The organism is Rossellomorea sp. DUT-2, from assembly GCF_052665285.1.
On record NZ_JBQPEO010000002.1, the window covers coordinates 540,221 to 565,459 of the forward strand.

At 38.4% G+C, this 25,239-nt stretch carries 33 protein-coding genes; 3 read left to right on the forward strand and 30 right to left on the reverse strand.

Annotation, left to right across the window (positions count from 1 at the left end; all coding sequences use genetic code 11):
• Positions 1-42: 42 nt before the first annotated feature.
• The 11 genes from ACOSV2_RS08455 to ACOSV2_RS08505 all read right to left on the reverse strand — a co-directional run bounded on the left by ACOSV2_RS08455 (position 43) and on the right by ACOSV2_RS08505 (position 5,571).
• Entirely contained in the window at positions 43-222 is a 180-nt protein-coding gene (locus ACOSV2_RS08455) for a YqzE family protein (RefSeq protein ID WP_044340022.1), read from the reverse strand.
• A gap of 47 nt (positions 223-269) precedes the next feature.
• Positions 270-779, reverse strand: a complete 510-nt coding sequence (locus ACOSV2_RS08460; protein ID WP_428974729.1) for a shikimate kinase — start codon at positions 777-779, stop codon at positions 270-272.
• Between the two features lie 3 nt (positions 780-782).
• Positions 783-1,115, reverse strand: a complete 333-nt coding sequence (locus ACOSV2_RS08465; RefSeq protein ID WP_428974730.1) for a hypothetical protein — start codon at positions 1,113-1,115, stop codon at positions 783-785.
• 16 nt (positions 1,116-1,131) lie between these two features.
• The gene (gene comGF / locus ACOSV2_RS08470) at positions 1,132-1,590 is read right to left on the reverse strand and encodes a competence type IV pilus minor pilin ComGF (RefSeq protein WP_428974731.1); all 459 of its coding nucleotides are present in this window, start codon (positions 1,588-1,590) and stop codon (positions 1,132-1,134) included.
• The gene (locus ACOSV2_RS08475) at positions 1,562-1,888 is read right to left on the reverse strand and encodes a hypothetical protein (RefSeq protein WP_428974732.1); all 327 of its coding nucleotides are present in this window, start codon (positions 1,886-1,888) and stop codon (positions 1,562-1,564) included. Before ACOSV2_RS08475 ends, comGF begins: the two co-directional genes overlap by 29 nt.
• Positions 1,872-2,342, reverse strand: coding sequence for a competence type IV pilus minor pilin ComGD (gene comGD / locus ACOSV2_RS08480; protein ID WP_428974733.1), 471 nt, complete (start codon positions 2,340-2,342; stop codon positions 1,872-1,874). Before comGD ends, ACOSV2_RS08475 begins: the two co-directional genes overlap by 17 nt.
• The gene (gene comGC / locus ACOSV2_RS08485; protein ID WP_428974734.1) at positions 2,314-2,619 is read right to left on the reverse strand and encodes a competence type IV pilus major pilin ComGC; all 306 of its coding nucleotides are present in this window, start codon (positions 2,617-2,619) and stop codon (positions 2,314-2,316) included. The genes comGD and comGC overlap by 29 nt, the downstream gene beginning before the upstream one ends.
• 119 nt (positions 2,620-2,738) lie before the next feature.
• Positions 2,739-3,761, reverse strand: coding sequence for a competence type IV pilus assembly protein ComGB (gene comGB / locus ACOSV2_RS08490; protein ID WP_428974735.1), 1,023 nt, complete (start codon positions 3,759-3,761; stop codon positions 2,739-2,741).
• Positions 3,745-4,143 (reverse strand): ATPase, T2SS/T4P/T4SS family, encoded by a 399-nt coding sequence (locus tag ACOSV2_RS08495; protein ID WP_428974736.1) that lies wholly within the window; start codon positions 4,141-4,143, stop codon positions 3,745-3,747. The genes comGB and ACOSV2_RS08495 overlap by 17 nt, the downstream gene beginning before the upstream one ends.
• 101 nt (positions 4,144-4,244) lie before the next feature.
• Complete coding sequence (locus tag ACOSV2_RS08500; RefSeq protein WP_428974737.1) at positions 4,245-4,901, reverse strand: hypothetical protein; 657 nt, start codon at positions 4,899-4,901, stop codon at positions 4,245-4,247.
• A gap of 142 nt (positions 4,902-5,043) precedes the next feature.
• Positions 5,044-5,571, reverse strand: coding sequence for a hypothetical protein (locus ACOSV2_RS08505; protein WP_428974738.1), 528 nt, complete (start codon positions 5,569-5,571; stop codon positions 5,044-5,046).
• A gap of 337 nt (positions 5,572-5,908) precedes the next feature.
• Between ACOSV2_RS08505 and ACOSV2_RS08510 the strand changes: the two genes are divergently transcribed.
• Positions 5,909-6,163, forward strand: a complete 255-nt coding sequence (locus tag ACOSV2_RS08510; RefSeq protein ID WP_428974739.1) for a hypothetical protein — start codon at positions 5,909-5,911, stop codon at positions 6,161-6,163.
• Positions 6,164-6,312: 149 nt separating this feature from the next.
• Positions 6,313-6,504, forward strand: coding sequence for a hypothetical protein (locus ACOSV2_RS08515; protein ID WP_148995666.1), 192 nt, complete (start codon positions 6,313-6,315; stop codon positions 6,502-6,504).
• A gap of 90 nt (positions 6,505-6,594) precedes the next feature.
• On the opposite strand, the gene ACOSV2_RS08520 is transcribed toward ACOSV2_RS08515, so the two are convergent.
• From ACOSV2_RS08520 to ACOSV2_RS08540, 5 genes are all read right to left on the reverse strand, one after another.
• The gene (locus tag ACOSV2_RS08520; protein ID WP_428974740.1) at positions 6,595-6,846 is read right to left on the reverse strand and encodes a DUF3006 family protein; all 252 of its coding nucleotides are present in this window, start codon (positions 6,844-6,846) and stop codon (positions 6,595-6,597) included.
• Positions 6,836-8,932 carry a cell wall-binding repeat-containing protein gene (locus ACOSV2_RS08525; RefSeq protein ID WP_428974741.1) on the reverse strand — a complete coding sequence of 699 codons (2,097 nt, stop codon included), beginning with the start codon at positions 8,930-8,932 and terminating at the stop codon, positions 6,836-6,838. Before ACOSV2_RS08525 ends, ACOSV2_RS08520 begins: the two co-directional genes overlap by 11 nt.
• 244 nt (positions 8,933-9,176) lie before the next feature.
• Positions 9,177-10,088, reverse strand: a complete 912-nt coding sequence (locus ACOSV2_RS08530; protein ID WP_428974742.1) for an N-acetylmuramoyl-L-alanine amidase — start codon at positions 10,086-10,088, stop codon at positions 9,177-9,179.
• Between the two features lie 46 nt (positions 10,089-10,134).
• Positions 10,135-10,371, reverse strand: a complete 237-nt coding sequence (locus ACOSV2_RS08535) for a PTS mannose transporter subunit IID (RefSeq protein ID WP_428974743.1) — start codon at positions 10,369-10,371, stop codon at positions 10,135-10,137.
• A 15-nt stretch (positions 10,372-10,386) separates the two neighbouring features.
• Complete coding sequence (locus ACOSV2_RS08540) at positions 10,387-10,668, reverse strand: hemolysin XhlA family protein (RefSeq protein WP_148995670.1); 282 nt, start codon at positions 10,666-10,668, stop codon at positions 10,387-10,389.
• Positions 10,669-10,785: 117 nt separating this feature from the next.
• Between ACOSV2_RS08540 and ACOSV2_RS08545 the strand changes: the two genes are divergently transcribed.
• A complete protein-coding gene (locus tag ACOSV2_RS08545; protein WP_148995671.1) occupies positions 10,786-10,995 on the forward strand; it encodes a hypothetical protein in 210 nt (69 codons plus the stop codon).
• 20 nt (positions 10,996-11,015) lie between these two features.
• Here ACOSV2_RS08545 and ACOSV2_RS08550 read toward each other — a convergent pair whose 3' ends face one another.
• The 14 genes from ACOSV2_RS08550 to ACOSV2_RS08615 all read right to left on the reverse strand — a co-directional run bounded on the left by ACOSV2_RS08550 (position 11,016) and on the right by ACOSV2_RS08615 (position 25,238).
• Positions 11,016-11,210, reverse strand: a complete 195-nt coding sequence (locus ACOSV2_RS08550; RefSeq protein WP_428974744.1) for a hypothetical protein — start codon at positions 11,208-11,210, stop codon at positions 11,016-11,018.
• Positions 11,211-11,223: 13 nt separating this feature from the next.
• A complete protein-coding gene (locus tag ACOSV2_RS08555; protein WP_428974745.1) occupies positions 11,224-15,024 on the reverse strand; it encodes a phage tail spike protein in 3,801 nt (1,266 codons plus the stop codon).
• Positions 15,021-16,481 (reverse strand): distal tail protein Dit, encoded by a 1,461-nt coding sequence (locus ACOSV2_RS08560; protein WP_428974746.1) that lies wholly within the window; start codon positions 16,479-16,481, stop codon positions 15,021-15,023. The genes ACOSV2_RS08555 and ACOSV2_RS08560 overlap by 4 nt, the downstream gene beginning before the upstream one ends.
• A gap of 14 nt (positions 16,482-16,495) precedes the next feature.
• Positions 16,496-18,949, reverse strand: a complete 2,454-nt coding sequence (locus tag ACOSV2_RS08565; protein WP_428974747.1) for a phage tail tape measure protein — start codon at positions 18,947-18,949, stop codon at positions 16,496-16,498.
• 205 nt (positions 18,950-19,154) lie between these two features.
• Positions 19,155-19,616: a hypothetical protein gene (locus ACOSV2_RS08570; protein WP_428974748.1), complete on the reverse strand. Its 462-nt coding sequence runs from the start codon at positions 19,614-19,616 to the stop codon at positions 19,155-19,157.
• Between the two features lie 55 nt (positions 19,617-19,671).
• Entirely contained in the window at positions 19,672-20,256 is a 585-nt protein-coding gene (locus ACOSV2_RS08575; RefSeq protein ID WP_428974749.1) for a phage tail protein, read from the reverse strand.
• A 1-nt stretch (position 20,257) separates the two neighbouring features.
• Positions 20,258-20,677 carry a hypothetical protein gene (locus ACOSV2_RS08580; RefSeq protein ID WP_428974750.1) on the reverse strand — a complete coding sequence of 140 codons (420 nt, stop codon included), beginning with the start codon at positions 20,675-20,677 and terminating at the stop codon, positions 20,258-20,260.
• Positions 20,655-21,065, reverse strand: coding sequence for a hypothetical protein (locus ACOSV2_RS08585; RefSeq protein WP_428974751.1), 411 nt, complete (start codon positions 21,063-21,065; stop codon positions 20,655-20,657). The genes ACOSV2_RS08580 and ACOSV2_RS08585 overlap by 23 nt, the downstream gene beginning before the upstream one ends.
• Positions 21,058-21,408 (reverse strand): head-tail adaptor protein, encoded by a 351-nt coding sequence (locus tag ACOSV2_RS08590; protein WP_428974752.1) that lies wholly within the window; start codon positions 21,406-21,408, stop codon positions 21,058-21,060. The genes ACOSV2_RS08585 and ACOSV2_RS08590 overlap by 8 nt, the downstream gene beginning before the upstream one ends.
• The gene (locus ACOSV2_RS08595) at positions 21,392-21,706 is read right to left on the reverse strand and encodes a hypothetical protein (protein WP_428974753.1); all 315 of its coding nucleotides are present in this window, start codon (positions 21,704-21,706) and stop codon (positions 21,392-21,394) included. The genes ACOSV2_RS08590 and ACOSV2_RS08595 overlap by 17 nt, the downstream gene beginning before the upstream one ends.
• A gap of 9 nt (positions 21,707-21,715) precedes the next feature.
• On the reverse strand, positions 21,716-22,090 hold the full coding sequence (locus tag ACOSV2_RS08600; RefSeq protein ID WP_428974754.1) for a hypothetical protein: 375 nt from the start codon (positions 22,088-22,090) through the stop codon (positions 21,716-21,718).
• Between the two features lie 29 nt (positions 22,091-22,119).
• A complete protein-coding gene (locus tag ACOSV2_RS08605; protein WP_428974755.1) occupies positions 22,120-23,328 on the reverse strand; it encodes a phage major capsid protein in 1,209 nt (402 codons plus the stop codon).
• Positions 23,329-23,367: 39 nt separating this feature from the next.
• Positions 23,368-24,084 carry a head maturation protease, ClpP-related gene (locus ACOSV2_RS08610; protein ID WP_428974756.1) on the reverse strand — a complete coding sequence of 239 codons (717 nt, stop codon included), beginning with the start codon at positions 24,082-24,084 and terminating at the stop codon, positions 23,368-23,370.
• A complete protein-coding gene (locus tag ACOSV2_RS08615; RefSeq protein WP_428974757.1) occupies positions 24,081-25,238 on the reverse strand; it encodes a phage portal protein in 1,158 nt (385 codons plus the stop codon). The genes ACOSV2_RS08610 and ACOSV2_RS08615 overlap by 4 nt, the downstream gene beginning before the upstream one ends.
• Position 25,239: the final 1 nt, after the last annotated feature.

Consider the following 25,239-nt stretch of genomic DNA (forward strand, 5'->3'; position numbering starts at 1 on the left):
GTTTCACTCCAAAAAAAAAGACTGCCTAAAGGCAGCCGTTCCCTATTTATTTTTCTTAAACATGATCATGAAAGCATATGGGATGATCCCGAACCAGCGAAATAAGAATGGTTCTCTCTCATTCTTCCGTTGCTTCTTTATACTTTTACGTTCATGAGGTGATTTTTCATAATGTTGGACAAATGTTTGTGTTATGAATTTAACATAATCATTCACTGACATAAAAGCACCACCTCCTGCTTTTATCAGTATGCCCGGCTATAGGTAATTTATTCAGCTTGCCCATTTAGATGAAGCAGTATTTCTTCAATGACCTCTTCTATCGTTTTATTGTCTGTATGAATCGTTATGGAGCTTCCACTCTCATAGAGCGGGAAGCGGAGGTTGAATAAACCCGATAAACGTTCCTTGGAGTTATTTTGAACGAGTGGACGATTTTCATCGCCTTCTAAACGGGACCATAATGAAGCAAAAGGACAAGTCAGGTGGAATACGAAATCCTGTTGTCGTAAGAACTCCCGGTTCTCTTCCCTTTCAATCACTCCGCCACCCGTAGTGATAATCGCTTGCTTGTAGGCTAAATCAAGGAGCACTTTGTTTTCCAGATCCCTGAAATGTTGTTCTCCCTGCTGATTAAAGATCTCTTTAATAGACTTTTTCTCTTTGTGTTCAATGTAACTGTCCATATCAATGACCGGTAGATTCAGTAGTTCCCCAAGATGCTTCCCAATCGTCGTTTTTCCTACCCCCATAAATCCAATAAAGAAAATCGGTTTCATATTCTACTCCCAACTTATTATGTGTTTTGTTTCCCTATTATACACAACCGTCGTTGGAAGAAAAAGCTTCTCATCCCGTTTGAATGTCACTTCCAGTCGTATTTCATCCGGGTTGACCATTTCGCTGTGGGTCACGATTTCACCATAATTCCCTTTCAATTGTTTGGAAGTAAGCATCCCACTATCCATCTCCAACAGGATAGCATGGGATACACTCACGTTTCTTTCATAAATGTTTTTCATATTTGTTAAGTATAGATATTTACTAATAAAAAGATCCTTTGCAGCGAACCCTACAGATAAAACAATCATCAGAAGGAATAAAGTGTATGGCAATATAAACCCCTTATTGTTAAGGCATTCCTTCTCCTTGTTGGGTTGAAAAGTAAAAGAACTCCCCCTCGACTTTTTCTCCACCCACAAACTCCAAATCCATATGCACTCCCTGAATAATAGATGCAAAGCTAAATGAATCCACTGACTGTAGAACCACTTCATGCCCTTGATTATTTACCCTCCTTCGAATGGATTGATTATACTTTTCATACGAAATGGATTCACCACTCACCAGAAACGAAATCTTATCAGGCGTGATTACTACACTTTCCCCTCTCCAAAGTTCATTTCTCAAACTTTCATTGAATAGATTCCATTCATAATAATGTGGAGGAATCATATCATTTTTTATCGAAGAGAAGCCCTTCATAATGAGTGGAATGCATAGTGAAATCATGCAAAATACTGTAAAGCTTAACAGAGCCTCGATTAATGTAAACCCCTTGTTATTCAGCCTTTGAGATACAAACTTCATGGGGATCCGCACCTCTTTTATGATAGTGGACACACGCTTCTTCATTGACTCCCCCTTTCCAATCGAGTTCATATCTGACACCTTTATACATTCTTGAATGATTCACATACTCGTGAGTGACGATTGCCTTCTCCATCCCTTCTTCAAGAAATCTCAAAGCCTCCACTTCATACTGAAGTCGTTGAAGTTGAGAAGCATGTTGAATCAGAAAAGGTATAAATACGCCTGCTATCAAAAGGATGCAACTGAAGGCAATAAGGGTTTCCGGAAGTGAGAAACCTTTAATACTCCTGTACATAGAACCTCCCTTGCCCAATTTGAAACATGAGCTGAATCATGGTATCTCCCATTTTAAAGTTCAGCTTGCCGAATCGATTTGTATTTCCATCCGGATAGAATGTGATGTCTGATAAGCTGTTTATTGATGTAATCTGAATGGAAGATGATATCTCTCTTGAGACAATCGTTTGTCTAGTAGCGGTTTTCGCAACGTATTTATTTGTTCCAGGGTAAAAGGTCACGGTGATGGGAATTTGATGACTAATGCTGTAGCTTTGGATCTGGTAGAGGTCTGATTGGAGCTGTGAAAGAAATAAGTCCTTTTCATTCATTTCTTTCATAGGAAGGATGGAAAAGCTGACCCAAGACATAAGGGTCGTGAAAATCAATAAGACGACAAGCATCTCAATAAGTGTATACCCTGCTTCCCCATATCTTACGTCATTAATTAGAGGATACCTTCCCTTCGACATCAATGGTGATGGCACTTCCGTCGGGGCAGGCTTTATAATCCTCATTTAAATACCCGTCTGTGACGAGGGTATCTATTGTGACCGGAAGCGCATTCCCTTCCATTTTGTAGGCCTCAACCTGGCCTTCCACCATGTGGACAAATGCTTCGCAGCCTTTGGAATTAATTGAATTGCTTTGATTAGTGACGTTGGGTATCGTAATAAAAAGCAATACAGATATCACTAATAGAACAATCATCATTTCGATCAGGGTGAAGCCTTTTTGGTTTATGAGCATGGTGTTCCTCCTTGGGTTTTGGATATTTGTTATTGGTGTGATTGTAGTGCACAAGGGATTGTATTTTATTAGCTGTGGTCTCAAGGAATTGCAGGTATTGGCCATTTTCAGATATCTTTCTAAATCCCCTGCATCATCTGAAATAACGGCATCATAATGGAGAAGTAAATCGCCATGATGAATAGACCTACAAAAGTGAAAATCATGGGCTGAATATATTTAAGCAGTGCATTGGTATTCTCCTCTAATTCTTGAAAGCATATCTCGCTATAAAGTCGCAGCTCTTCTGCTAATCGTCCATTGGATTGCCCGTGATGCACCACAAAAGATAACTCTTTTTGAAAAAACGGAAGCGAGGAGAAACATTCATGAAATGGTTTCCCTTCTTTTAATCCTTTGATCAATTTTTTTGAAATGAATTGTAGGGTTGGTCGGAAGGATTGACTTTCAATGATGAGGAGGGACTCTGTGATGGATACCCCGCTTGTGAGAAGGAAGCTTAGTTCCCTCGCAAAAAAGTGTGAGTGACTAAGCCTTAAATAATTTGAAAGATAAGGAATTTTGCATAGGGTGACTGATATTTTAATAGGTGAAATTCTTTTTTTGAACAGGAAGAATAATATGGTGCAGATAATGAGTGATAGTAAAAAGCTACTGAAAATCATTGGGAAGCTTTCGATGAAGAGTATGAGGTAATTTAGATTCGCTGAAGGTTCATATCCAATAGAAGTATACAGAGACTGAAATCTTGGAAATAGCACTTTTCGAAGTAAGACCATCATAAATATCGAGACGATGATGAGCATTAATGGATACTGAATGACTTGTTGTATTTTCTGCTGGTTTTTCCTTCTTTTTATCAGATATTTTCCCGCCTCTGATAGAGTGTGGCCCATTTGACCATGATGCTCAGCGAAATAAATCTGTGCACTGACGTGACTCGGGATATTCAACTGTTTGTTGATGACCGTAGAGACGGACTCTCCTTTTTGCAAGGATCCAATCATTCTCTTTTTTAATTTAATCGTATTCTTTTCTTTAGGGAGCAAGAGAAAATCGATGGCTTCCGAAAAGCTATACCCCTTTTGGAGAAGGTCTCCAAGTCTTTTAAGAAACTTTCCTTGATCATCGCTTTTCTTCATGTACCCATTTCCTATATTCAAGTTCTGAAACAAATCCTAGTGCCACCCCCTTATTGATCAAAGTCTGGAGTGTATGATACTGATACTGGACAGACTCCCCCTTCGCCTCCTTTAATACTTCTTTCAAAGCACTTCCGGTTACAATTTCATATACAGATGCCATGTTCAGAGTCTTTACCCGATGGCACTTCCCACCACACTCTGCTTTGCAAACCGGACAGACTAACCTTAGTAATCTCTGGGCTGAAACTGCCAGCAGCGTCTGTTCAATGTCATGCCACTCAACTCCTAATTCCATTAAACGATAAATCGCCCCTTTTGCATCTCTCGTATGCATCGTTGAAATGACCAAATGACCAGTAATAATAGTAGGACCATACAATAAAAAAACCCCTTCATTATCAAAAGGGGTAATACTGTGTTTGCTGGAATACATCAACCACTCAAGACCTTTTATTGATCTTAGAAATTAATTAACATTTATTAATTCGTGTCATCAATGTGCTCAGATTTTGAAACTCCAGGTTCATAATCCATAAAACCAATGATGTCATCAAATATCGCTATTGTGTCTTTATCTTTGTCTGCAATATGTAAATTATACTTCTCTAAATTATTCGTAATATCATTTACCTCTTGTGGACTTATATCTGATTCAACTTTTTGTTTAATTATGACCTGGTAATTCATTTTATTATTCATCGGTTCTTCTGATTTTACTAATGTAGAGAAAGGTGTTTCATAAATTGTATGCACATTCTCAGGGTATTCTAATGAAAAATACATTTCTTGATTCCCTTTAGTCATACTCTCATAAATATCTAAATCCATTAAATAATCTACTAGATATTTCACTTCTTTTTTTGAAGCATCATAAGCAATCTCAAAATTTGTGATAATAAATTTTGGTGGTAATAGTTTTTTTTCTAATGTGTATCTGTTATCCAGATGAGCTTGTGCTAAATCCTGTTTTGGCTGTGCTTCTTGTTGACTTACTGCTTTATCTTGATTTGTGGCTGTCGCTGTCGTTTCTTTTTTTGTTTGGTTATCAGAAGATGAAGATTTTTCTATAGTTGAACATCCTAGTAAGGAAAACATGACCATAAGAATAACCACAAACATTTTAGTGTAATTTAGCATTTGTGTATTTCCCCCGTTATTTTAAAGATTTATATATGTATTTAATTTAGTTCTTAAATAAGCCGACCCTAAAATGATCATTTCCTTTAAAAAGAAAACCCAATGAATGTACTTCTTCATCGAGTTTTCTAAATTTATTTTCTTATTGCTCAGTTTTAGAACTCCATGTTGCATAAGTATAGTTTGCAGTGGTTGTTTGTCCATTAGTTAGGTTACATGGTGGGGAGATGTAGTAACGAGTCCCAGTAGACTTAACCCATTTACTTCCAGCAGTTAACTTCCAACTTCCTTTTGGAATTGACCAAGTCTTAGTTATTGTTTTGGTATTATTATATCCATACCCCACGTTTGCAGTAATTTCAGCACCTGCTACCAAAGCATCAAAAGATGCCTTTCCACCTAGTGATACTGTTGCCTGATGGGAAATTGCAACTGAATGACTGACTGAGTCATTACTAGAACTACCATTATATGCATAGTGTGTGAAATCTGTTTTACTTGAAGTAGTTTTACTTCTATAAGAAGTAGTATATGAACCTACTTCCGGACAAGCGTTGGGCTGATCAGAAATTTTTAGATCCGGGTTTTTTTGTGCACTTACCGAGCTTAGAGAGAAACTTGAAAGTGATAATGCAAGACCTAGTGATAATAATATTTTCGATGATTTCAAACTGAACATCCTTTCACTGATAGTATTATATTCGCTCAAATTCTAATAAAAAGATAAAAAGTTACTTTACTTCATATATGAAATAAAACTGCGTAAATTTAATCAAAAATGAACTTACATAGAGGTATTTAGGCCTAAATAGTCTCTAAAGCGATTATAATCCATTAGTTTCTTGAATTGTATAAATATTCCTAAAAGAATAATTATTCTTACGGGAATAATTATTGTAATACTTAAAAAATTCATGTAAGATTTAGAAAAATTAGCAGTTTAGAAATAATTATTCTTACTAAAGTGCATTTTTTCACATCACATTTATTTATCTTGGAGGGCAACCATGAGTAAGAATCTAATGTATTTATCTATTTGTTTTTTAGGAGTTTGTATCCTGTTAGGTTCCTGGCTAATTTCGAATTCATTACAGAAAGATTCTGTTGCAAAAGACGAACCTAGATATGAACTAGTTCCAGTGAACGAACAAAATATCATTCTTTATGATAAACAAACTGGTGAGTATTGGAGAAAATTCATTGAACCAAACGAGGGTCCAACTAATTGGGAAAAACAACCTTCTCCTATTGCTTCAGAATAAGATTAAAACCTGAACATCACTTTGTGTGATGTTCTTTTTAATGCTCCTACACATAAAATAGTAAATTTTACATATATATTTGTAATTTGCGCAGGAAAATAGTATCACTTCCTTGAATATTTTATTAACAAAGTAAAGGAGGAAGTATATTGAAGAATAAAATTAGATGTGTGCACTGTAAGGAATATTATCAACCACAAGATCAAGTCGCTCTAAATTATGCCAACAGCATTTTACACTTTGATTGCCCAGACAATGAGAACCTTCCAATAGTTGATGAAGGAACCTTTGAAGAAATCGTAAAGAGGTATTCTTTTTTTAGTGACAGTTTGCTTGACTAAGGCTTCTATTGAGGATCGTTGTTGAGTTTTAACTTGGAGAACATATACATGAAATGTAAAGAGCCCAACTCAATTGAGTTGGGCTCTTGTTTATTTACTCTTATTGATAAGTTTTTGTAGTAAATCATTAGCTTTTTGCTTAGCAGCTGAAGTTTCCTTAGCTAACACCTTAGTTGACAGTATTTCGTTAGTCTCTGAAAAAGTAACCTCAAGAATATCCCCTTCCTCTGCAGGAAGTACTATATCCTTATCAACGATTAATTCCTCTGATTCATTTGATCTCAAAAGGAGTGTTGCTTTATTTCCTTCTATTTGATCCAATGTGTATTTTTTAATATTCACTTACTAACTCTCCTTGAGAATTGTATAGTTTAGCAGTATCTCCCGCATTATTCCAGATATAAGCTCCAGTCCATTTTAAATAGGTAGGAGGATTGTTAATTGCATTCGCTCCAGAAGTAATATGCACTGAGCTCCCTGATTTAAGGATGAAGTTTGCTGGAAAATTAAAGGTTTGATTACCTTCAGCACTTACTAAAGTCCATCCTGTCATGTTAGTGTCATTGCTACCATTATTTTTCACTGTTACAACCTCTGTGCTCAGATTAACGCCTGTTAGTGAAACATCAGCAGTTGGTTCTGGAGTCGGCTCTGGCGTTGGCTCTGGATTGGGATTGGTAGGTTGTTGGCCAATATAAATATAATCCCCATCGTCAGACATTTCTATTGTACCATTAACTGTAGAGATTAAATCTACACCATAGTCCATTAATCTATTGTAAACTTCACTGTGGGGGTGACCGTACTGATTCCCTTCACCGTAAGATAGAATCCCAAAAATAGGGTCTACTGCTTCAACAAAGGCTTGTGATGTGCTTGTGTAAGAGCCGTGATGACCTACTTTCAGTACTTCGGCATCTAAGTCATATTCTTGAATTAAACGTTCTTCTACGTCTACTCCCGCATCTCCGGTTAACAAGTAATCAACTTCTTCATGAGATACCATAAGTACGACACTAGCATCGTTGTTATCTGTATTATTAGCACCGCTATTCAGCACTTCTACGTTTACAGCCTGATCTAATTCAATAAAGTCGCCTTCTGCTGCAACCTTAAAGGGAATATTCTTCTGATCAATTAATGATAAATATTCTAGATAAGTCTCTGAAGTATGCGGTTTTCCACTATCGATTACTTTACCTACTGGAAACTCATTAAGAACATCAATTAATCCTCCGATGTGATCAGCATCTGGATGAGTCGCGACCATTACATCAATCTTATTAACTCCTTGTGACTTTAGGTGACTTAAAACCTCATCACCTGCTGATTTCTTACCTCCATCAACAAGCATCGTCTTACCATTAGGCATTTCAATGAAGATACTATCACCTTGTCCTACATCAATGAAATGCACCAATAGTCTCCCTGGAGAATCATAGCCTAATTCATTTAGGGCATTGGTTGAAATCGCATTTTCTCCTCCTAATACATATGTATTAAGAGTTTTATCGCTTAAATATTGTTTTGTTTCACTGGCTGAATGTTCTGGGTGAATCAAGAGTATTCTTGCATTCATTTTATTAGCTAAACCAGAAGCAGCAACTGCATCAGGATAATCTTGTTTTGTAGAAGATGAAGACGTTCCACGAACTAAAATTATGTTATCTGAATTAATGTTCAAATTTTCTGCTGCAGCTACGCTTGTTGCGTAACGATTGATTCCTGAAATTCGTTTTACTGAAATCCCTTTTGCCTTTAATTCTTTTTCAACATTAGTTGAAATAACACCTACTCCTCCATATACATCTACTTGTTTAATAGAAGAAGGTAAATTCACACTAAGTTGATTTTTTTCTGTTAGGTAAATAGGAACTTGATTAATAGAGGATGCTGCGGAAGCAGATAGGGCATCGGCAACAGTGTATCCATTAGCAAGAATTGCTTTGGTACCTTTCGAAGTCCCTGCCACTTTATTTATCTCAGAAGCAGTTTCGAATCTACTTTTACCTGCTACACGTTGTACATCATATCCCTTTGATCTTAGAGAGTTTTCTACATTAGCAGAGATAGCAGCAGCTCCACCAAGCAAATAAACCTTTTTAGTACCTAAACGTTTTAATTCGTCTACTACAGATTGATCTAATTTTGTTGGATATGTAAGTAGAATGGAAGCATCCTTCACTCCAGCTAAACTCGCTGAAGCTAATGCATCAGCCGGATTGTCAGCTCTTGCTAACACAACCGCTTTTTCAGAAGATGTAAGTCCATTTGGCCACCCTTCTTTTGAAACTTCAATAGCTGTGTCTAACCTAGTGCTTCCAGAAAGTCTTGTGTAATCACTTGCTGCTTCACTAGAAAACGGATAAACAACGATACTACTAATCACTAAAATAATAGAAAATAATACAAACGATACTTTTTTCATACGATACCTCCTTAAAATGGAAAATACTATATAATTCTACCATACTGGTAGATTCAGGGAAAGTACATTTGAATCATATGGTTATAGGAAGGCTGGAGTAGTTAGTGAAAATTTGAGTGGGATGAGGATAATAACCAAGAGGACAAAATTGCCCTCTCCATTAGAAGAGGGCTTAACTTATGAGCCATGCTATTTCTTGATGGTGTAATTTTATTATCCACTAAGTACTTCTCCTTTATTCACATTACTTTCCTAAATAATGAATAACTTTCTTACGAGTATCCCATCGATCTTTACCAGACAGAGGAATCACACGATTCGTTTTCTTCTCCAGTCCTTCAGTCGGACCACCAACCACCATGAGTTCGTTAATTTTCATCTCTTCGTTTGCTAAAGCCTTTCGGTTATAGAGTCCGCACTTCTTTTCATTTGCCAAATCATACCCCACGCTTAAATCTGCATCTGAATATACTACTACCGCCATTTTAATCATCTCTTCTTCCTCCTTTTGTTGTGGTTCCGCTACTGGATCCCTTAGTGGTTTGTATTTTAGTCCAAAGTATTCTAGTACTCCTTGAGCTGTCTCACTAGCCACTTCCTTTTGATAATCTTTGTTCAGCATAAGATCGGCTTCTTCTGGATGATCCATGAACCCGTTCTCAGTCAAAATTCCTACACCTTGAAATTCTCTAGTGATATGAAGATTCTGCTCAACAATTCCCCTCCATACCTGCTTAGTACCTTTGCGAAGGTATTTACCTACGCATTCAGCTAACTTTCTTGCATGATTACTCTCAGGTTGAATATGAACGGAAATACCACTTGGGTTTGAACCATAAAAAGAACCATCAAAGGCATTAAAGTGAAAGCTTACTAATACCACTCTTACGTTGGATGCTCCGTATTTACGAATGTAGTGATTGAGCAATCGATTGGCCTCATTTGTTCTTTTTGTAAGTGGAGTGTCATTTGTTCCTGGAGAAATATCATGGACAATGACCCCGTGCCTTTTCAGTTCATCTTCAAAGTAGTGAGCTGTAGGTTCATTGAACTCATTTTCGCGAATTGCTCTTCCTAATGAATTAATGTAAGGTGTACGCTTGCCAGGTGTATCCCATAACCCATGCCCTGCGTCTCTTAATACTACATAAATCATGTATATCTCTCCTTTCAAATTAAAAAAGCCACCTCATTGGTAGCTCTTATTTCTTAATCAATTCCTGCTTCTTGAGTACATTCTTTTTTATTCGATTGCACACATGAGTGTTTTTCCAGACTGCATAAAGGTTTAGCACTAATGACCCTGCTGCAGCTGCCATGAACACAAACGCATCAATGCTCGTCTGCGTGAACCAATCAAAGCTGACTCCTATTGTTCCTAAAAATAAAAAGACTGAGGTAAGAAAGCCCCCTAGCAATGTAAAAATGTCTTTTTTCATTTAAAAATCCCCTCTCTATTTCTGAATAAACCCATAAAAAATAGCAATTGCTCCTCCTATAACTCCAGAGCTAATTGCCGTAATAATCGCGCCAGTAATTTTCCTTTTGATCCAAGTTGTATTTTCATCAATTTTGTTAAGTGTTTTGTTGAGTGTGGTGATCTGTTCCTCATGCCTTGTAGTTGTGCTTTTAAGGTCGCTGACTTCTTTTTCAAGTATTTTAATGTCGCTCTTCATTTCAACAATGTCTTTTTCATAGTGGTTCATTTCATACTGTACCTCCGCCGTGTTTGACATTTCTACTGCTCCCTTCTCTATTTGTCATGAGTGGGATCACCTCCTGCCATCCATTGAATACTTACAAGGTCATTGGGAAATCTAAATTTATATCAATTCAACAAAGGAGAAAGCCACATGAAGAAAACATTACCTTCATTACTATTAATGATGTTCTGTACACTCGTTCACTTTTATTTCACCCATTTAGGTCAAGAACTAAATAGAAAACGTTTCATTGTAAGTGGAATAATATTGACTTTCTTAGGATTGCTTTATTCAACTTTACAAACCACCATCATTATTAAATCTGTCAATTCATCAAAGAAACCACGATTTGAAAAATAAAAAAGACTTATGAAAAGACTTTAAACTTGTTCTTTATTTTCTTTAAAATTCGTTCTCCCTTGATACTTAGCAACCTCTTGGGATAAGGCAGCATTCTTCTGATGAAATTCTTGTAATTCAGCTCTTGAAAAAGCTAAATCACCTTCTAGTTGACCAATCTTGGCTTGCAGCTGTAGAATCACCTTTTCCTCTAGTGTAAATGTTTTTTGTTCCATAAGAACTTCCTTTCTAATTCATGTGGCTATGCCACCCCTGTTTCAACATATTGATTTCTTTTATGGCTTCCTGTAAGACTTTCCAGAGGTAAGTATTCATGGCATATAAGTCAATACCTAACTCATCGCCAAAATCACTTCTGACCTCTTCTGGAGCTTCTTGGGCAGATAATCCAATCCTCATTGTATGTGTTTCATCTGTGATGAGACTATATTGTTTCGGTGTGATGTTTAAAAACTCTTGAAGAATCTCATTTTTCTCGAACTCAATTATGTTCTCTTTCAATCGCTCATCTGATACAGTCCTAAAATCTGATGCATCAATACGTGCGTATGCAGTGTTAGCTCTATTTCGTATCTGTGCTGCAGGTGTTGAACCGTTTAAGCCTTGGATGGTTGTTTCGCCAAGCACAAAAGCCATGTGGCCATAATCTTCAAATTTCTTATAGATCTCAACACCAATGATGTCGTCAAAGTAAAAATACATTGAACCTCTTCTATCACCAGTTGACGATCCGTTTTGATAAATATAGTTTCCATTACCGGCTTTCCATCTTGCATGTCCACTAGATGGATCTATCTCGACACCATTAGGGAAAACTAAAGATCCTGCGTATAGTTTTGAATTGCCTGGAGCTTTATAACTCGAATCGGAAACAAAATGCCAAGCGTTTGCCCCATCATCATGCCATAAGTGGTCAGTGTTTGTACCACTTCCTGAAGCAATTAAAGCATTGTTATTAAAGTAGATGTCACTCCCCGATACAACCCTTTCTGACGCCTCAATATTTCCTCTAGAACTTATACTGTCAGAAGAAAATGGCCCACCTTTTAAATCCATTGACCTAGCACTTACATTAAATCTTGTTAAATAATCTGCTCCTCCACCGTCTTTACGATGATATATTGTTAACCCTCCAGCCCATCCTTCAAAAGCCATAATACCGTCCGTGTAGAAAGTATTTCCACCATCAGCAGTATTGTTATATTGAAGTCCAAAAATAGTTGGGGACCCTGACTCATTGTTTAATGGACCAACCTCCATTTGAGTGGAGTTTAGCTTTCCTGAGAAGCTTCCTGTTGCTCCGTTTAGGTGTCCTGAAAATGATACATTACCAGAACCATCAACCTTGAACTGATTATTTATGTTTAAACCATTCAAAGATTTGATCATATTTGCTTCTAACCAATCAACACCAAACGTGGTATGTTCATCCACCACATTAGGACCTCTTGAACCAGAAGGAGAAAAGAATATGTCATATATCTGATAACTTGATTTACTTGAGGAACCAGAAAACATCGCTGAGAAACTAATATCTGGACTCTTACTTATAGTTCTTTTAAGGTTTCCATTATGATAATACTTAACGGTTTCTCCATCATAAATAATGACGAAACTGTCTCCTGCCGAGTAAGATCCGTGATCAATGGAATTTCCACCATTATATCTGGTCTCAAATGTCCCACCATTTTTTAGATAAAACATATGATCCATGTTGTAATAGTAATAGTTTGCTGTATCCGCTGAGGAATCGATCCCAAACATAATTGAATTATTTGTCTGGGCAGGTTTAAAGCTTAAGAAACACCCACCAACATAACTTTCAATTGAATAAGCACCTTCATACCAGGATGTTCCACCTTCTTTATAAATCCTACCTTGAGCATCGACTTTTCCATACGCTGAAGTTACCCAATTCAATTTGAAGCCTGGTTCCCCCTGAGATCCTCCAGGCCCTGTTGGACCAGTAGGTCCTGGCGCTCCGGTATCACCTTTATCTCCCTTAATTTGTACCCATGAATACTTTGACGGGTCCTCAGAATCGGCAGAAGTGAAATCTGTATAGGTGCCGATATAGGTTTTACCTAAAGCACTTGTGGTAGAAAATTCACTTGTTCCAGTAGAATTATTCGCCCAAGCTGTATGAAAGTAAGGGGTCTGTCCATTTGAGCCTGGTGGTCCTTGAATGCCTTGTGATCCGTCAGCTCCTTTAATTAAGGACCATTTATAGATTGAAGGATTCAAGCTATCGGTTGATGAGAAGTCAGTGTACATACCAATATATGATTTACCATTAGAATCACTTACTGAGAATCCACTTGTACCCGTGGAATTATTCGCATAAGCTATGTGAGTGTAAGACGTTCTACCGTCAGCTCCCGTGGCTCCTTTAATCCCTTGGTCTCCCTTAGGTCCCTGTATGCCTTGCAGTCCAGTAGGTCCTTGAGGTCCAATATCACCTTTATCCCCCTTCTCACCTTTGACTAGAACCCATTTATAGTGAAGTGGGTCATTACTCTCTGTTTCTGTCGATTGATTAGGAGATAGACCAACATACTTTTTGCCAGTGGGATTGTCACTAATACCATTTCCACTAGCATCATCAGCATACTTAATCCATGTATATGTCGGTTGCCCCTCTTCGCCCGGCAGTCCCGGAACACCTTGGTCTCCTTTTAGCAACATCCATTCATATTCAATTGGATTCATAGAAGGAGTCTCTTCTGTTTTATTGTAGGCAAATCCCACATAGGATTTACCTACTGGAGAAGATGATATTCCCGCACCATGTTGGTTATCCGCATACATGACCCATGTGTATAAGCTCCCACCGGTCGGTACCCACTTATTTATTTCAGGATTCCATGTGTGAGCAATTTCAACACTTCCACCAGTTTGAATCCAAATGATATTACTTCTCCCTCTTGGAGGATATGGTGATTTGATAACCTTTGTTCCATATAGAGCCTGAAGGTCTTTCCAGACACGGAATATGTCCTCTATTTTATGCTCTATTACCTCACCTAAAGTAAAGTCTTTTTGAGAATCATCAAAGATTGATCTGAAGATAGAAATAACCCTCGATTCTAAATACATCGGAGGGTTAAAACGTTCATCCTTTATTCTGGCGGTGTCTCCTAGACGCCACCTTTGTAAAGATTCTGCGGAAACTTCATATTGGACAGCTGCACTGATTCGTTTCTTTAACTCCGTCTCACCTAGCTGTATTAGTTCCTCTTCAGTCGTATCTTCATTAATAGATTGAGGTTCATACGTTTGAATCAGATGTTGACCTCTCCAATTCCAATTTTGAAAGGCTGCCTCATCTTTGACTGTAACCGTTAACCTTTCCCCATTATCTTGTTCTGGTCCTATACAAAGTAGGGCCGTCACAAGCTTATCGTTATTAACGGTTCTTCTGATCCCAATCAGATCTTTATGAAATTCAATCTCGTTCCCTTGGTCTTCTCCCTGCCTTTTCAAGAAATCTACATAACGGCCCGTTACCTTGTTTCCATTTATCTCAATCCGAAAACGTAGCTCGCAATCGAATAGCGAAGAAAGAGCTACCAAGGCATCAAATCCATCTAATTGTTTTTCAATTACCCATTTCCGGATACCGCTATATTCAACAGTCCCAATTTCCCAGATTAAACCTTCAAGAACGTAATTTGCTGCACTCCTAATGGTTTGCCCTTCTAATACTTGAGCAGGGATAGACTTTAAATTATTCATGTCTTTATACGATGGGTAGGTGCGAAACTCTTTTATATTTTTCTCTGTGTCGTCTCTTGATTCCCACAATATAAATTCATGATAGATTCCTTTATCTTCACCTGGAATAATGAATCTACTACGACTTTGGATTTTTTCAACATCTCTGGCAAAAGCCGATACCTCAAAGTCATATTGTTCTTTTTCATCAAACCCCAAATGCTGATGGTGACTATCTGTGTAAACTTCATCAATCCACCCAATAATTTCGTCCCTTTGGTGGTGAAGAATGTGTATTAAGTTTCTTGAACTCATGTACCTTTATCCCTCCATTCCGCACGTATTTCACGTATGACTTCAGGTGGATTTGCAAGAAAGACATTCTCTCCTGGTCTCAGGTGGAAAAATCGCGCTCCAAAGTCCTTACCGAAGAATAGATCGCCATTCTTATATATTTTGGATTCTCCATTGAAAAACTCGAAAATGTCTCCTGTTGTTCCAATGAAAGGGATACCTTCTGGTTGGCTATTAATCTTTTCAACTTCAATTTTTCGTATGTTAGCTTTAGACGGTGTGGGGTAATTACTATGAGTTCCAATATGCATCCCGATAGCTGCTAAACTTTTTTGGAACTCACTGTTATCATCCTCAAAAGTGAATTTGGGTTTGTGTCTTGTATAAACACTACCGTCTGCTCTATAGCCCTGCTGCGCTATATAGAATGTAAATTCCTTTCCCTTCTTGATAATGTCCATATATCCAAAGAACTCTTTATAGGTCCAATCCATCGATACAACATAATGAACATTTGATCCGTTACGGAGTGCGATTTCTACATCAACTTCCCCGGAGGACTTTCGAAGAACGGCTGCCACTTTCCCTATAACATTTGAAGCAGTGTCTAATAAATAGACTTCTGTTCTAGCTCTTTGACTTGGATTTGACCCTACATTAAAGTACGCTCTCACTTTGAAGTCTGGGATGACCACACTTCCATTTAGTGATTTCGCCAAAGTGGGGCCATGCCAATTGGTACCTGAGCCAAAACTAGTTGCTATAAAGTTTCCGCTATCAACCCCCATAGTTCCGGATTTAGTTCCTCCGTCGGGTGTAAATAAAGCAGTTGTCCAATCGGTTAAAATGAAGCCGTCTTCATTGAATACATTTTCATATTCTTTGAAGGTGACATCGTCAACAGTAGCCGGTCGGCCAATTCTCATGTAATCCTCATCTCCTATGATATCTAGGAGAGTTGTTGGACCTGATAATTCTATTGTAAAGTCTGGAGGGGTTTCCTCCATTCCGTAGTTTCTTAGTACAAACGGGGCAGTGGGGTTCTCTATAACCGCTGTCCGTTTTTGTCCATAGATGAATGGGTCCAACATCGTGAGAGTGATGGAAAAGTCCGCATCACTCTCTGTAATGTTATCAAAATCATATTCTCCTTCTTGTACAGCAAATAGAAACTTAGTTGGGATCAAATCCCGAATGATTTTGAATTGTTTTTTTCGATAGAAGGTGTGGAATATGGTGTGCTTTAAGGTATCTAATTCTTCAGGGCTCTCCGTTTCAACCTGAAAAGAGATGTCTATTTTTCTTGTGGTTAATCTGCTTGAAGTCTGAACCGCTCCATCTCGCCCCTGGATTTGGGAATATTTTCGCTCCACGTTTGGAGAGTAGATATGAAAGGATTCAACCCACAATCCTAACTCATCCATATCCGCGATAGATCCATCTTCGTATTCAATGACGAAATTATGCTCACTTTTCAATCCAGTCACCTACCTTACGGACGTTGCTCATTGCTATCGATCTCCTGTTTCACTGGTTTCCAAACAATTTTACCTACTGCTCGACCATCCATGATGACGTCACCTGCTTCAACATTGACTGAAATCAAGTTACTAATCACTTTATCTACTACTTGGTTTGACGCTTCTGCAATTTTGTTTTGAGCTTCAGCTATTAATTTTGCAATCTTCATGGCATGAGGTCCTTCAAAAGGAACGATGCCTTCCTCAACATCTCCAAACCCTGCATTCCCTGCTACAACCGGTTTGGTGAAAACTCCTCCTGTTTTATGCCAAGTGACATTAAATTTAGGATAAGGAATATCGATCCCCGCAATGGTCTTAATTCCCTTACTAATGTCCACCTTTGGAAGCTTCGGTTTAGGGATGGTTATCTTCATATTACTGAAGGCACTTTTAATAACCGATATGATCCCTAAGACTTTATCTTTCGCTGATTGAATCGGGTTTGTTATGGCTGAATGTACTCTGTTAAAAATTGATACTGCTTTCGCTCGGATATCTTCAAAATTTTGAATAACATAAATAACTAGGGCACCGATAGGACCTGTGATTACAGAAAGAACGGTAACTCCCCATTTTCGGAAGAATCTTACCAAGAAGGTGAAAATTGAAATGGCAACTGACTGCATTTGTGTAATGAGTAGTTTAAAAACCAGGGAAAGATTGTTCCATAAATTGATGAAAAAATTACGGAAGGATTCATTCTTTTTCCACAAGATCACAATTGCCGTTACTAGTGCTGCTATAACTGCTATCACAATTCCTACTGGTCCAGTGATCGCAAGCATTGCCATCCTTAAAATATTGAATAAAGGACCGAGTTTACTTAGCCATCCCCATACCGTCGTAAGGATAGGGATTAACGGCATGAGTCCCTGAACGAAGAATCCGAAAATGGTTATGAGCGGGCCCAATAAGGTGATCAATATACCCAAAACCACAATCACTTGTTGAATAGAAGGCGCTAGTGTTTGAAACCATGCTGAGAACTGTTCGAGGTATGGCTTCAATGATAACAGCATACCAACCAAGATTACTCCTATCGGTTCCAGCGCTTGTCCAATTGATCTCATGGCACTTTGTAGTTGAGTACCCAGTGACTCTACTTGAGTACTACCTAATTGATCTATAGCACCTTTAGTATTATCTAAAGACGTATTAACATCGTTTAATGCATACACTGTCTTTGTTCCGAGATTCTCAAACTTTGTTCCAAATAACCCTACTCCGATTTGATTGGCCAATACTTGATCATCCATTTTTTCTAATTCTGGAAGGACCGTATTAAACAATTCTTGAGTGGTGACTTTACCGTCCTTGAACTTCTGGAACATATTCTGCGAATTTTGAGACATTGATTTGAATGCGTCGGCAGTTGTCTTAGAACCATCACGCATTCGAATATCAAATTCCTTCATAACGTCATTGATATAATCAAGGTTGTAAGCCCCATTTTGGCTCCCATTCGCTAGAACAGTAAAGTACTCACTTGCTGAAAAGCCCATCTGTTTAAATAAGGGCGCATACTCTGAAATGTTATCGAACATTTCTTGTGAAAAATTTAAGCCTTCAGCCTGTCCTTTTGCGAACAGGTCCATCGCTTCTTTTGAGGTCAAACCGAAATTGTGCATTAATTGGTTTACACCACGAGTGACTTCACTTACATCCGCTTCCGTTACTTTTGCCAATGTTAGTGCATCTTTCGTCACTTCTTGAAGAGGTTTACCTTCATTAATGCCCTGTATGTTTTGTTTAACCATCATCATAGCTCGTGCAGCTTCTTCAGGGTTCTCCCCAAATCCTTCGCTCCACACAGCTCTTAAATCGGATTCTAACAATTTTGCTTCTTCCCCTGTCTTACCAAGAGCTCCGATCATGAGTCTTACCGCTCCGTCTATGTCAACAGCCGTTTTACCAGCTGCGACTCCAATTCCTCCAAGAGGGAGAGAGACGCCTGCAGAAAGATTTCCTCCCGCATCTTTCGCTTTATCTGATACCTCATCAAGAGCACTAGATAAGCTTTTGGCATCTTTAACAGCTGATACCATTTCTTGACTTTGCTTATGAATATCAGATTTAGCTTGTTTAATGGCATTAGACATTTTCTGTTCACTTATTTGAAGATCTAATAGCTTATTAGATAACTTGTTCGCCTCGTTAGAATTCTCTCCATAATAGCTTTTTGCTTTCGCTAATTGTTCAGCAGTTGCCTTAATCTTTTGCTTTGTAAGATCTTGTTCACCAGATAGGCGTTTTATTTTATTTTGTAGAATATCTGTTGCAGAGCCATTTTCTTTGAGTTGTTCTTCTTGGAGTTTAAACTCTTTTCGGAGAGTTGTAGACTTTTTGTTTATTTCACTAATGCCTTCATTGAATTCTTTATTAAAAATACTGAATTTCACTTTTGTTTCTGGCTGTTTTGCCATGCCCTCACCACCATTTATTAATACTTAGGATTATTCACCCAGTGGTCCCAGGCTTGTTTGTTTTCAAATATTCGATCCACGTCTGCAATTGGAAAATCCCAAAACGTTCCGGGGTCAATTTCATAAACAAGCACATAGAGCGTATATAAGTCTTCGACACATTCAATATTTAGTGTTGGAGGTTTGGGCGTCTTTTCGCCCTTCCCTACTTTTTTTTGGTGCTATTAACCAGACCTGCTTTGAATTGATTAGAATCTTGTTGTAAGTAAGGAATGATTAAGGCAATGTAATCCTGCATAATCTGTTCCAAATCTCCCGGATATTGATCTAAGAAATCCTCATAGCTAAGATCTAGACTTTTGTTTGCTCCAATAATTCCAAGGTATATTACTGGTAGATACTTATCGGTATCGATATGTTCTGCTTGTTCAGAAGATAAATTTTCAGTATCAATTTCTCCATCTTCTCCTCGTAAACTATTCATTTTAATTAGTTCACTAATTAGGGAAGATTTCGTAATACCTTCATTCCTCCCTTTAGCAAGAGATCTATGTGTTAAAAATGCAGGATATTTTTTGGGGTTAACATATCGTCCCTCAAATTCTCCATTTTCAAGTTGGGTCATTTCTAATTCTTTTAGAGTGATAGTTGATACTTTGATTCCCATTTTTTCGCCTCCATGACAAATAAAAAAGAGCAGGTATTCCCTGCCCTCTTATCTATTAAACTGTTGGAGTTGTCTCCACCAATTCACGATTAAATTGAGTATGCCACTGAGTAGCAATTGTCGGATCTTCCAATTCTGAAACAAATGCATCGTACATAATTTGTCTAAACTCATCTGGGTAAGCAGTTAATTGAATTTCCATTAAGGCGACTTCGTCTGCCCCGTTCTCAATCGTAAACTTAAAGCCAGTGGTACTTACGCATTTTGGGAAGGCTACCAGCTTTGTCACGTCCTCAAATTCATCAATGACATCTGCCGTGAAGACAAATTCTTTCCCATTGGAATCTTGCCCATATTGATAAACGCCCGGTTTTAACCCCGTAGAATTAATTCCGAATAATCCCCTAATGACCTTAACCTTTATATGTGCGGAAACGGTCAAATCCATTTTCTCCGGCTTTGTCTTCTTTTTAACTTCAACGCCTTCGCTACGTTTAATGACTTCTTTTAATGTTGTCTCACCCTCAATAGATCCAAGAGACCCGAATTTTTCGCCAGCCTGCTGTGTTCCACTTTCAATAAATTGGATGCTTGAATTCGTAATTCTCATAGAATCGAATTCTTCGATAATCGTTGTCATTTCATTCCAACTCCTTCCTTATTCGTTCTTCCACGCGTTCATTTAACTCTTTTAATACCGGGGACGTAGATTTATATAATCCACTTTCCATAAACCTCTGTTCCAGAGGATTGGAAGGTCCCCGTCCTTCGTTTGGGAAAACAAGATAACCGAAGCTTCCTGGTTTATTAGCAGCTCCACCCTTTGCTTTTATCGTGAATTCAAGATTACCATTCTCACTTTTAGACCAATCGCTTAATTTAGCGTGACGCTTGTCTCCTCTAGACATGGGCATATCTTGAGTAATGTGTTTGACAACCTCTTTAACACCAAAGGAGTGCAAAACGCTATTTATTGTTTTTTCTACGTTACCGGGTAACCGTTTGAATTTTTCAAGGAGAGTATTTACTTCTCTATAATCAAATTGAAACCGAACGCTCATACTTAATCATCCTCGAAAAGATTAATGTAACCCTGTCCACATACTCAGAAGTTTCTGCTTTCTGGACCCGTTCCTTTGTGGTCCTTTGAAACGATATGGCTTTTACTTCTTCAAGAAGTGTAATGATATCAATACAGTTCTCATCTACTTCATCATTGTTCTCTGAAAGGTAGACCACGTATATATCTTGTGACAAATGCCTACCTGTAGCCTTTTGATTTTCAGACCGGCTGATATCTCCGTACACGACCAAAAAGTAATTATGGTCAGGTGGGACCTCATCATTATTGATATTGTCCTGGAACACCGGAAGTTCAAAGTGATCCGCCAGCACTTGAGGGATCGTTCTATTTTGTTCTTTGATTAACTCTTTGGATCGCTCATTCATGCTTCACACCTACCCGTTGAAGATAGAAAAAGAGATAGCGCCTGCTTGGGTCGCTATCTACTTCAATCACATCGTATTCTACTGATTCGATGGCCACTTTCAAATTGGAATTCGACTGTTTCCTAAATAACGGAGGGGAAAGGGTCTTAATCTTACGATCCAACCTGGAATCCAAAGCACCGGCTAGTTCATAATCCCGATCACGACAACTCAGCTCTTTAAAAGCGAGCTTTCCTTCAGGAGAAAAAACCTTTCCCATATCTTTCCCGCTTTCGGACCGAGTCGTTTTGGTATACCCATATTGCATCATGCCGTCATTAAATGTTTCACGATGTGGTCTCATTTGACTCACTCGCCTTTCGGACTGCCTCGTTCAAGATAAACCTGCCTAACTCTGTTTCAAAATTAGGTTCAAATTCATCTGCTACGTTGTTATATAGATATCGACAGCGCTCAAGTAGCAAGTCTCTTGCTTCTATATTCGAAACAAAATCAAGAGACGTACCTGATAATCCTTGAAGGTACGCCTCTGATCGTGTGATGAACTTTTCTAATTTACGGTTTGTACTTTCATCATCCCAGGTAATGTCGAGATTGTCTTTTAGCTCAACGAGGATGGATGCTTTTGCCACTTCATCCATTTTCCATCCCTACTCTCTAGATTTTAAGATGAGAGTAATAAGGTCATCCTTTTTGGCAGAAGATTTGTATTCAAGCTCCTCGCTGTCCAGGTAAGCTTTTAATTGGGGGATTGTCGTTTCCTCTTCCAATTGTTCCTTGGTTAGTGACTGGATTTCGACGAGGACTTCATCCGGTTCCCCTTGGCCATCCCCTTTATGGTCCTCTTGGTCACCATCAATCGTTTCCGCAACAATAAATGAACGCTTGTATGTTGGATGGATACTCTGCAAGGACTTAATCCGCTCTGGGTTTTCTTCATATCCCTCTTTTGGATAGATATCCCCTTTTTTATAAAGAACATTATGTTCAGTGTCATTGTAAGTATTAATCACTTTATACGGCATGTTGAAATCTCCCTTCAATTAGTAAAATTTTAAACCGTTGGTACTTCTTCTCCGATTTGGCTGATATCAAAAACAGTGAATGAATCGGGATCCAGTGGACGACCATTTGCTAATTGACGAATGAGGTATAAACGCTGATCTTCAATCATACGAAGAACATCGGTCGTTTCAAGCTTTTGTTCTGACCCTACACCCATGAAGTAGTCTTTCGGTTTACCTGAAATCATTTGACCTAGTTTAACCGCCGGTGATTGGACAATGGTTAAGCCCGGAACAGAGAAATTATCATATGTCCAAGTTCCATCATCTTTTTGCTTCGCTCCTAATGGGAAGAACCGGGTTGCGTAATCCATTGGGTTAACGATCAGAGATACCCCTGTATAACGACGTGTTCCGTTTTTTGTTGTCGGAGCCAAGATTTCCTTACCAATTGTTTTTGGAGTGAAATCTGTCAATGCGACAGGAGTTTTTAATGGGTACTGCCCGTTTGTGATGGCTCCTTCTAAATCGCGAGTCATACCAATAGGCTTTTTATTTCCGTCACCATTCACAATGACATCCTCTAATTCGTCCGCTACTACCTCAGCCATGAACAAACGTACGTAACGATCAAGCCACTTAGGTCCAAGTTCAAACATTGCTTTTGAGACAACCAAGAATCCGCTGAGTTTGAACATCCCTTGCTCCACAGTACGGAAACCTTCATTCAACATTTCTTGAATGGCCGATGTAACATCTCCCCAGAAAGCAACCGGTGCGCCTGGTTTACGAAGTACCCATGCCGTCGTTGCCCCTGTACGCTGGAAGTTCACTAAGGATAGCAGGGGATGCTCTTTCTCTAGGTCTTCAAATACTCGCTCGAAAACGGTAGGAGGCATTAACTTGATTACTTCATCAAATGACTGAGCTTCAATGGCAGCATTATAAAATTTCTTCTCTTCAGTGGTTAATACTCGTACTCCACGGGAAGCAAGAACTTGCTCATCCCACTGTTCAGCACTCGCTTGCTTTGCTTCTTTCGTAACTTGGCTCATCATGTCTTGAATATGAACCATATTGTTCTCAATGTTTGAAACGATGTTTGCCGCGACTACTGCCGGATCAGTTGATTCAAAGGCTTCTTGCATCGCTTTGATTTGTTCTTCTTTATTTTTGATGACCGGCTCGTCCGGGTTTTTGATACCTGCAAAGTATTGAATGTTTAATGGTAATAATTTCGGTTTGTTTTCTACCTTCATAATGGGTAAACCTCCAGTTTTATTCAAAATAAAAAACGCCTATGCCTGGCGTTTGAATCTGTTTAATATTGTTTGTGTAGGTTGTTGCTGAGGCTCTGGTTTTTGATTTCGAATTCTATTTAGAATAGAATTCTTGACCTCTTCAGGATCCGATTCAATTGACTTCGTTTCATTCACCTTATCGGCAAGTCCTGCATCAACCGCTTCGCTAGATGTAAACCATGTTTCATTTGTGATCATCCTATCGATGTCTGCGCGATCACCAGCAAACTTTGTCATGTAAATATCAGCAATCGATTTATCGATGCCTTCCAATGCGGTTAAGGTTTTCCGAACATCTCCTTTGTTCCCCCATGCCATTGTAGATCCTTCATGAATCATCAGCATTGATCCTATATTCATTACTACTTCGTCACCGGCCATTGCGATAATGGACGCTGCGCTTGCTGCAATACCGTCAATATGAGTGGTAATTGTAGCTTTGTGATTTTTCAACTGGTTGTAGATGGCGATTCCATCAAATACATCTCCACCATAACTATTGATATGAACGTCAATGTGACTAGCAGAGATATTTTTGAGTATGGCCTCTACTTCATTTGCCGTAACGTAATCCCCCCACCAGGACTCACCGATATCACCATAAATCGTTAACTTATGAGTATTTTCATTTACATCTTCGGCTTTGAACACTTTACCAATTGTAGGTGCGTTGTTGTATTTCTCGTTCTTAAATCGTTTGTTCACTACTCTCATTCTGTCTCACCTCCTTCCAAGTTCTCGGCATCTTGATAATTTTTAGTGACATATCTTTTTCGAGACCATTCTGTATTCAATGGTTCTTTACCAAGTAGCTCCAAGATGTCATCGATACATAGTCCACCAACTGCAAATAGTTTATCTACAGCACTCGCTAATTGAACAAGATCCACCACTTTAATCCTGGAAGCATCAATTTTTAAATAGGTGCGCTTTAAATAACTTTCTTTCTTATACATCTTTCTATTAAACTCAGCTTCTATCAGTTTCACTAGGGGGAGAATACAAAACATCAAGAAACTGTCTACTTGTTTTTCGATGTCCGCTACATCACCTTTGATGATCCCCCGTGGTACATGTAGCCCCATTGCCACAAAATCAACCACATCATTGACCAATTCACGAATGTCTCGGCTCGTCCCAACATTCCCAGTGCTCTTTTGACCGTCACTCATATCCTCCATCTTGTACTCTTTTGAAAGTTGGAAGGCTGCACCTTCTTTGTCTGGGTTAAACCAATCAGAAAGCTGATTTTCAAACATCGCATTAACGGCTTTTTGCGTATCATCTGTTAGTGACTTTAGAAAGTCTCCCTCAATCAGATAACGCTTATTGTTTTTTCTTTTGTAATAGCTAATTCCGGAGGCTAATAACTTTCCATAGTCTTCGTACAAACTATCAATTACTTTCATGATATTTCTGTCATTGAGTTTAAAATAAAAGACATCTTCTTCATAAAAGTACTTATCAAACTTAAAATCATCGATTATTACATTTTTATAAAGGTTAGGTTTTACCGCATATGTTTGTCTGTCAAATGAATCAGCAATTAGAAGTTGCTTGTCTAACTGGACAACTAAACATTCATTTTCGTTTATCAGATGAGTAACAAGGCTATGAAAAAACTCTGTAGCATTCTGATTTTGATTTGGAGCTACATTTAATTGATAATGTACTTCCCCACGCAATTCCTTCCCGTTCTCAAATGTAGTAAAGTCACATCTTGTCAAGGCGTTCGCAATTAGGTCAGTACAAGTATCAATGGCTAATCGCTTATAATGAGCTTTTACTACTAACTCTGAGAACTGAGCATCTAACGCTACATAATCCTTGCCTTGGAAAATGGAATTAAACCAATCGAATATCCCCATT

Excerpts from the sequence above, each read along its gene's own strand:
- ACOSV2_RS08455 (WP_044340022.1), bottom strand. The coding sequence starts at position 222 with ATGTCAGTGAATGATTATGTTAAATTCATAACACAAACATTTGTCCAA.
- ACOSV2_RS08460 (WP_428974729.1), bottom strand. The coding sequence starts at position 779 with ATGAAACCGATTTTCTTTATTGGATTTATGGGGGTAGGAAAAACGACG.
- comGF (WP_428974731.1), bottom strand. The coding sequence starts at position 1,590 with ATGAAGTTTGTATCTCAAAGGCTGAATAACAAGGGGTTTACATTAATC.
- ACOSV2_RS08475 (WP_428974732.1), bottom strand. The coding sequence starts at position 1,888 with ATGTACAGGAGTATTAAAGGTTTCTCACTTCCGGAAACCCTTATTGCC.
- comGD (WP_428974733.1), bottom strand. The coding sequence starts at position 2,342 with ATGTCGAAGGGAAGGTATCCTCTAATTAATGACGTAAGATATGGGGAA.
- comGC (WP_428974734.1), bottom strand. The coding sequence starts at position 2,619 with ATGCTCATAAACCAAAAAGGCTTCACCCTGATCGAAATGATGATTGTT.
- comGB (WP_428974735.1), bottom strand. The coding sequence starts at position 3,761 with ATGAAGAAAAGCGATGATCAAGGAAAGTTTCTTAAAAGACTTGGAGAC.
- ACOSV2_RS08500 (WP_428974737.1), bottom strand. The coding sequence starts at position 4,901 with ATGCTAAATTACACTAAAATGTTTGTGGTTATTCTTATGGTCATGTTT.
- ACOSV2_RS08510 (WP_428974739.1), top strand. The coding sequence starts at position 5,909 with ATGAGTAAGAATCTAATGTATTTATCTATTTGTTTTTTAGGAGTTTGT.
- ACOSV2_RS08525 (WP_428974741.1), bottom strand. The coding sequence starts at position 8,932 with ATGAAAAAAGTATCGTTTGTATTATTTTCTATTATTTTAGTGATTAGT.
- ACOSV2_RS08530 (WP_428974742.1), bottom strand. The coding sequence starts at position 10,088 with ATGATTTATGTAGTATTAAGAGACGCAGGGCATGGGTTATGGGATACA.
- ACOSV2_RS08535 (WP_428974743.1), bottom strand. The coding sequence starts at position 10,371 with ATGAAAAAAGACATTTTTACATTGCTAGGGGGCTTTCTTACCTCAGTC.
- ACOSV2_RS08540 (WP_148995670.1), bottom strand. The coding sequence starts at position 10,668 with ATGTCAAACACGGCGGAGGTACAGTATGAAATGAACCACTATGAAAAA.
- ACOSV2_RS08545 (WP_148995671.1), top strand. The coding sequence starts at position 10,786 with ATGAAGAAAACATTACCTTCATTACTATTAATGATGTTCTGTACACTC.
- ACOSV2_RS08550 (WP_428974744.1), bottom strand. The coding sequence starts at position 11,210 with ATGGAACAAAAAACATTTACACTAGAGGAAAAGGTGATTCTACAGCTG.
- ACOSV2_RS08555 (WP_428974745.1), bottom strand. The coding sequence starts at position 15,024 with ATGAGTTCAAGAAACTTAATACACATTCTTCACCACCAAAGGGACGAA.
- ACOSV2_RS08565 (WP_428974747.1), bottom strand. The coding sequence starts at position 18,949 with ATGGCAAAACAGCCAGAAACAAAAGTGAAATTCAGTATTTTTAATAAA.
- ACOSV2_RS08570 (WP_428974748.1), bottom strand. The coding sequence starts at position 19,616 with ATGGGAATCAAAGTATCAACTATCACTCTAAAAGAATTAGAAATGACC.
- ACOSV2_RS08575 (WP_428974749.1), bottom strand. The coding sequence starts at position 20,256 with ATGACAACGATTATCGAAGAATTCGATTCTATGAGAATTACGAATTCA.
- ACOSV2_RS08580 (WP_428974750.1), bottom strand. The coding sequence starts at position 20,677 with ATGAGCGTTCGGTTTCAATTTGATTATAGAGAAGTAAATACTCTCCTT.
- ACOSV2_RS08585 (WP_428974751.1), bottom strand. The coding sequence starts at position 21,065 with ATGAATGAGCGATCCAAAGAGTTAATCAAAGAACAAAATAGAACGATC.
- ACOSV2_RS08590 (WP_428974752.1), bottom strand. The coding sequence starts at position 21,408 with ATGAGACCACATCGTGAAACATTTAATGACGGCATGATGCAATATGGG.
- ACOSV2_RS08595 (WP_428974753.1), bottom strand. The coding sequence starts at position 21,706 with ATGGATGAAGTGGCAAAAGCATCCATCCTCGTTGAGCTAAAAGACAAT.
- ACOSV2_RS08600 (WP_428974754.1), bottom strand. The coding sequence starts at position 22,090 with ATGCCGTATAAAGTGATTAATACTTACAATGACACTGAACATAATGTT.
- ACOSV2_RS08605 (WP_428974755.1), bottom strand. The coding sequence starts at position 23,328 with ATGAAGGTAGAAAACAAACCGAAATTATTACCATTAAACATTCAATAC.
- ACOSV2_RS08610 (WP_428974756.1), bottom strand. The coding sequence starts at position 24,084 with ATGAGAGTAGTGAACAAACGATTTAAGAACGAGAAATACAACAACGCA.
- ACOSV2_RS08615 (WP_428974757.1), bottom strand. The coding sequence starts at position 25,238 with ATGGGGATATTCGATTGGTTTAATTCCATTTTCCAAGGCAAGGATTAT.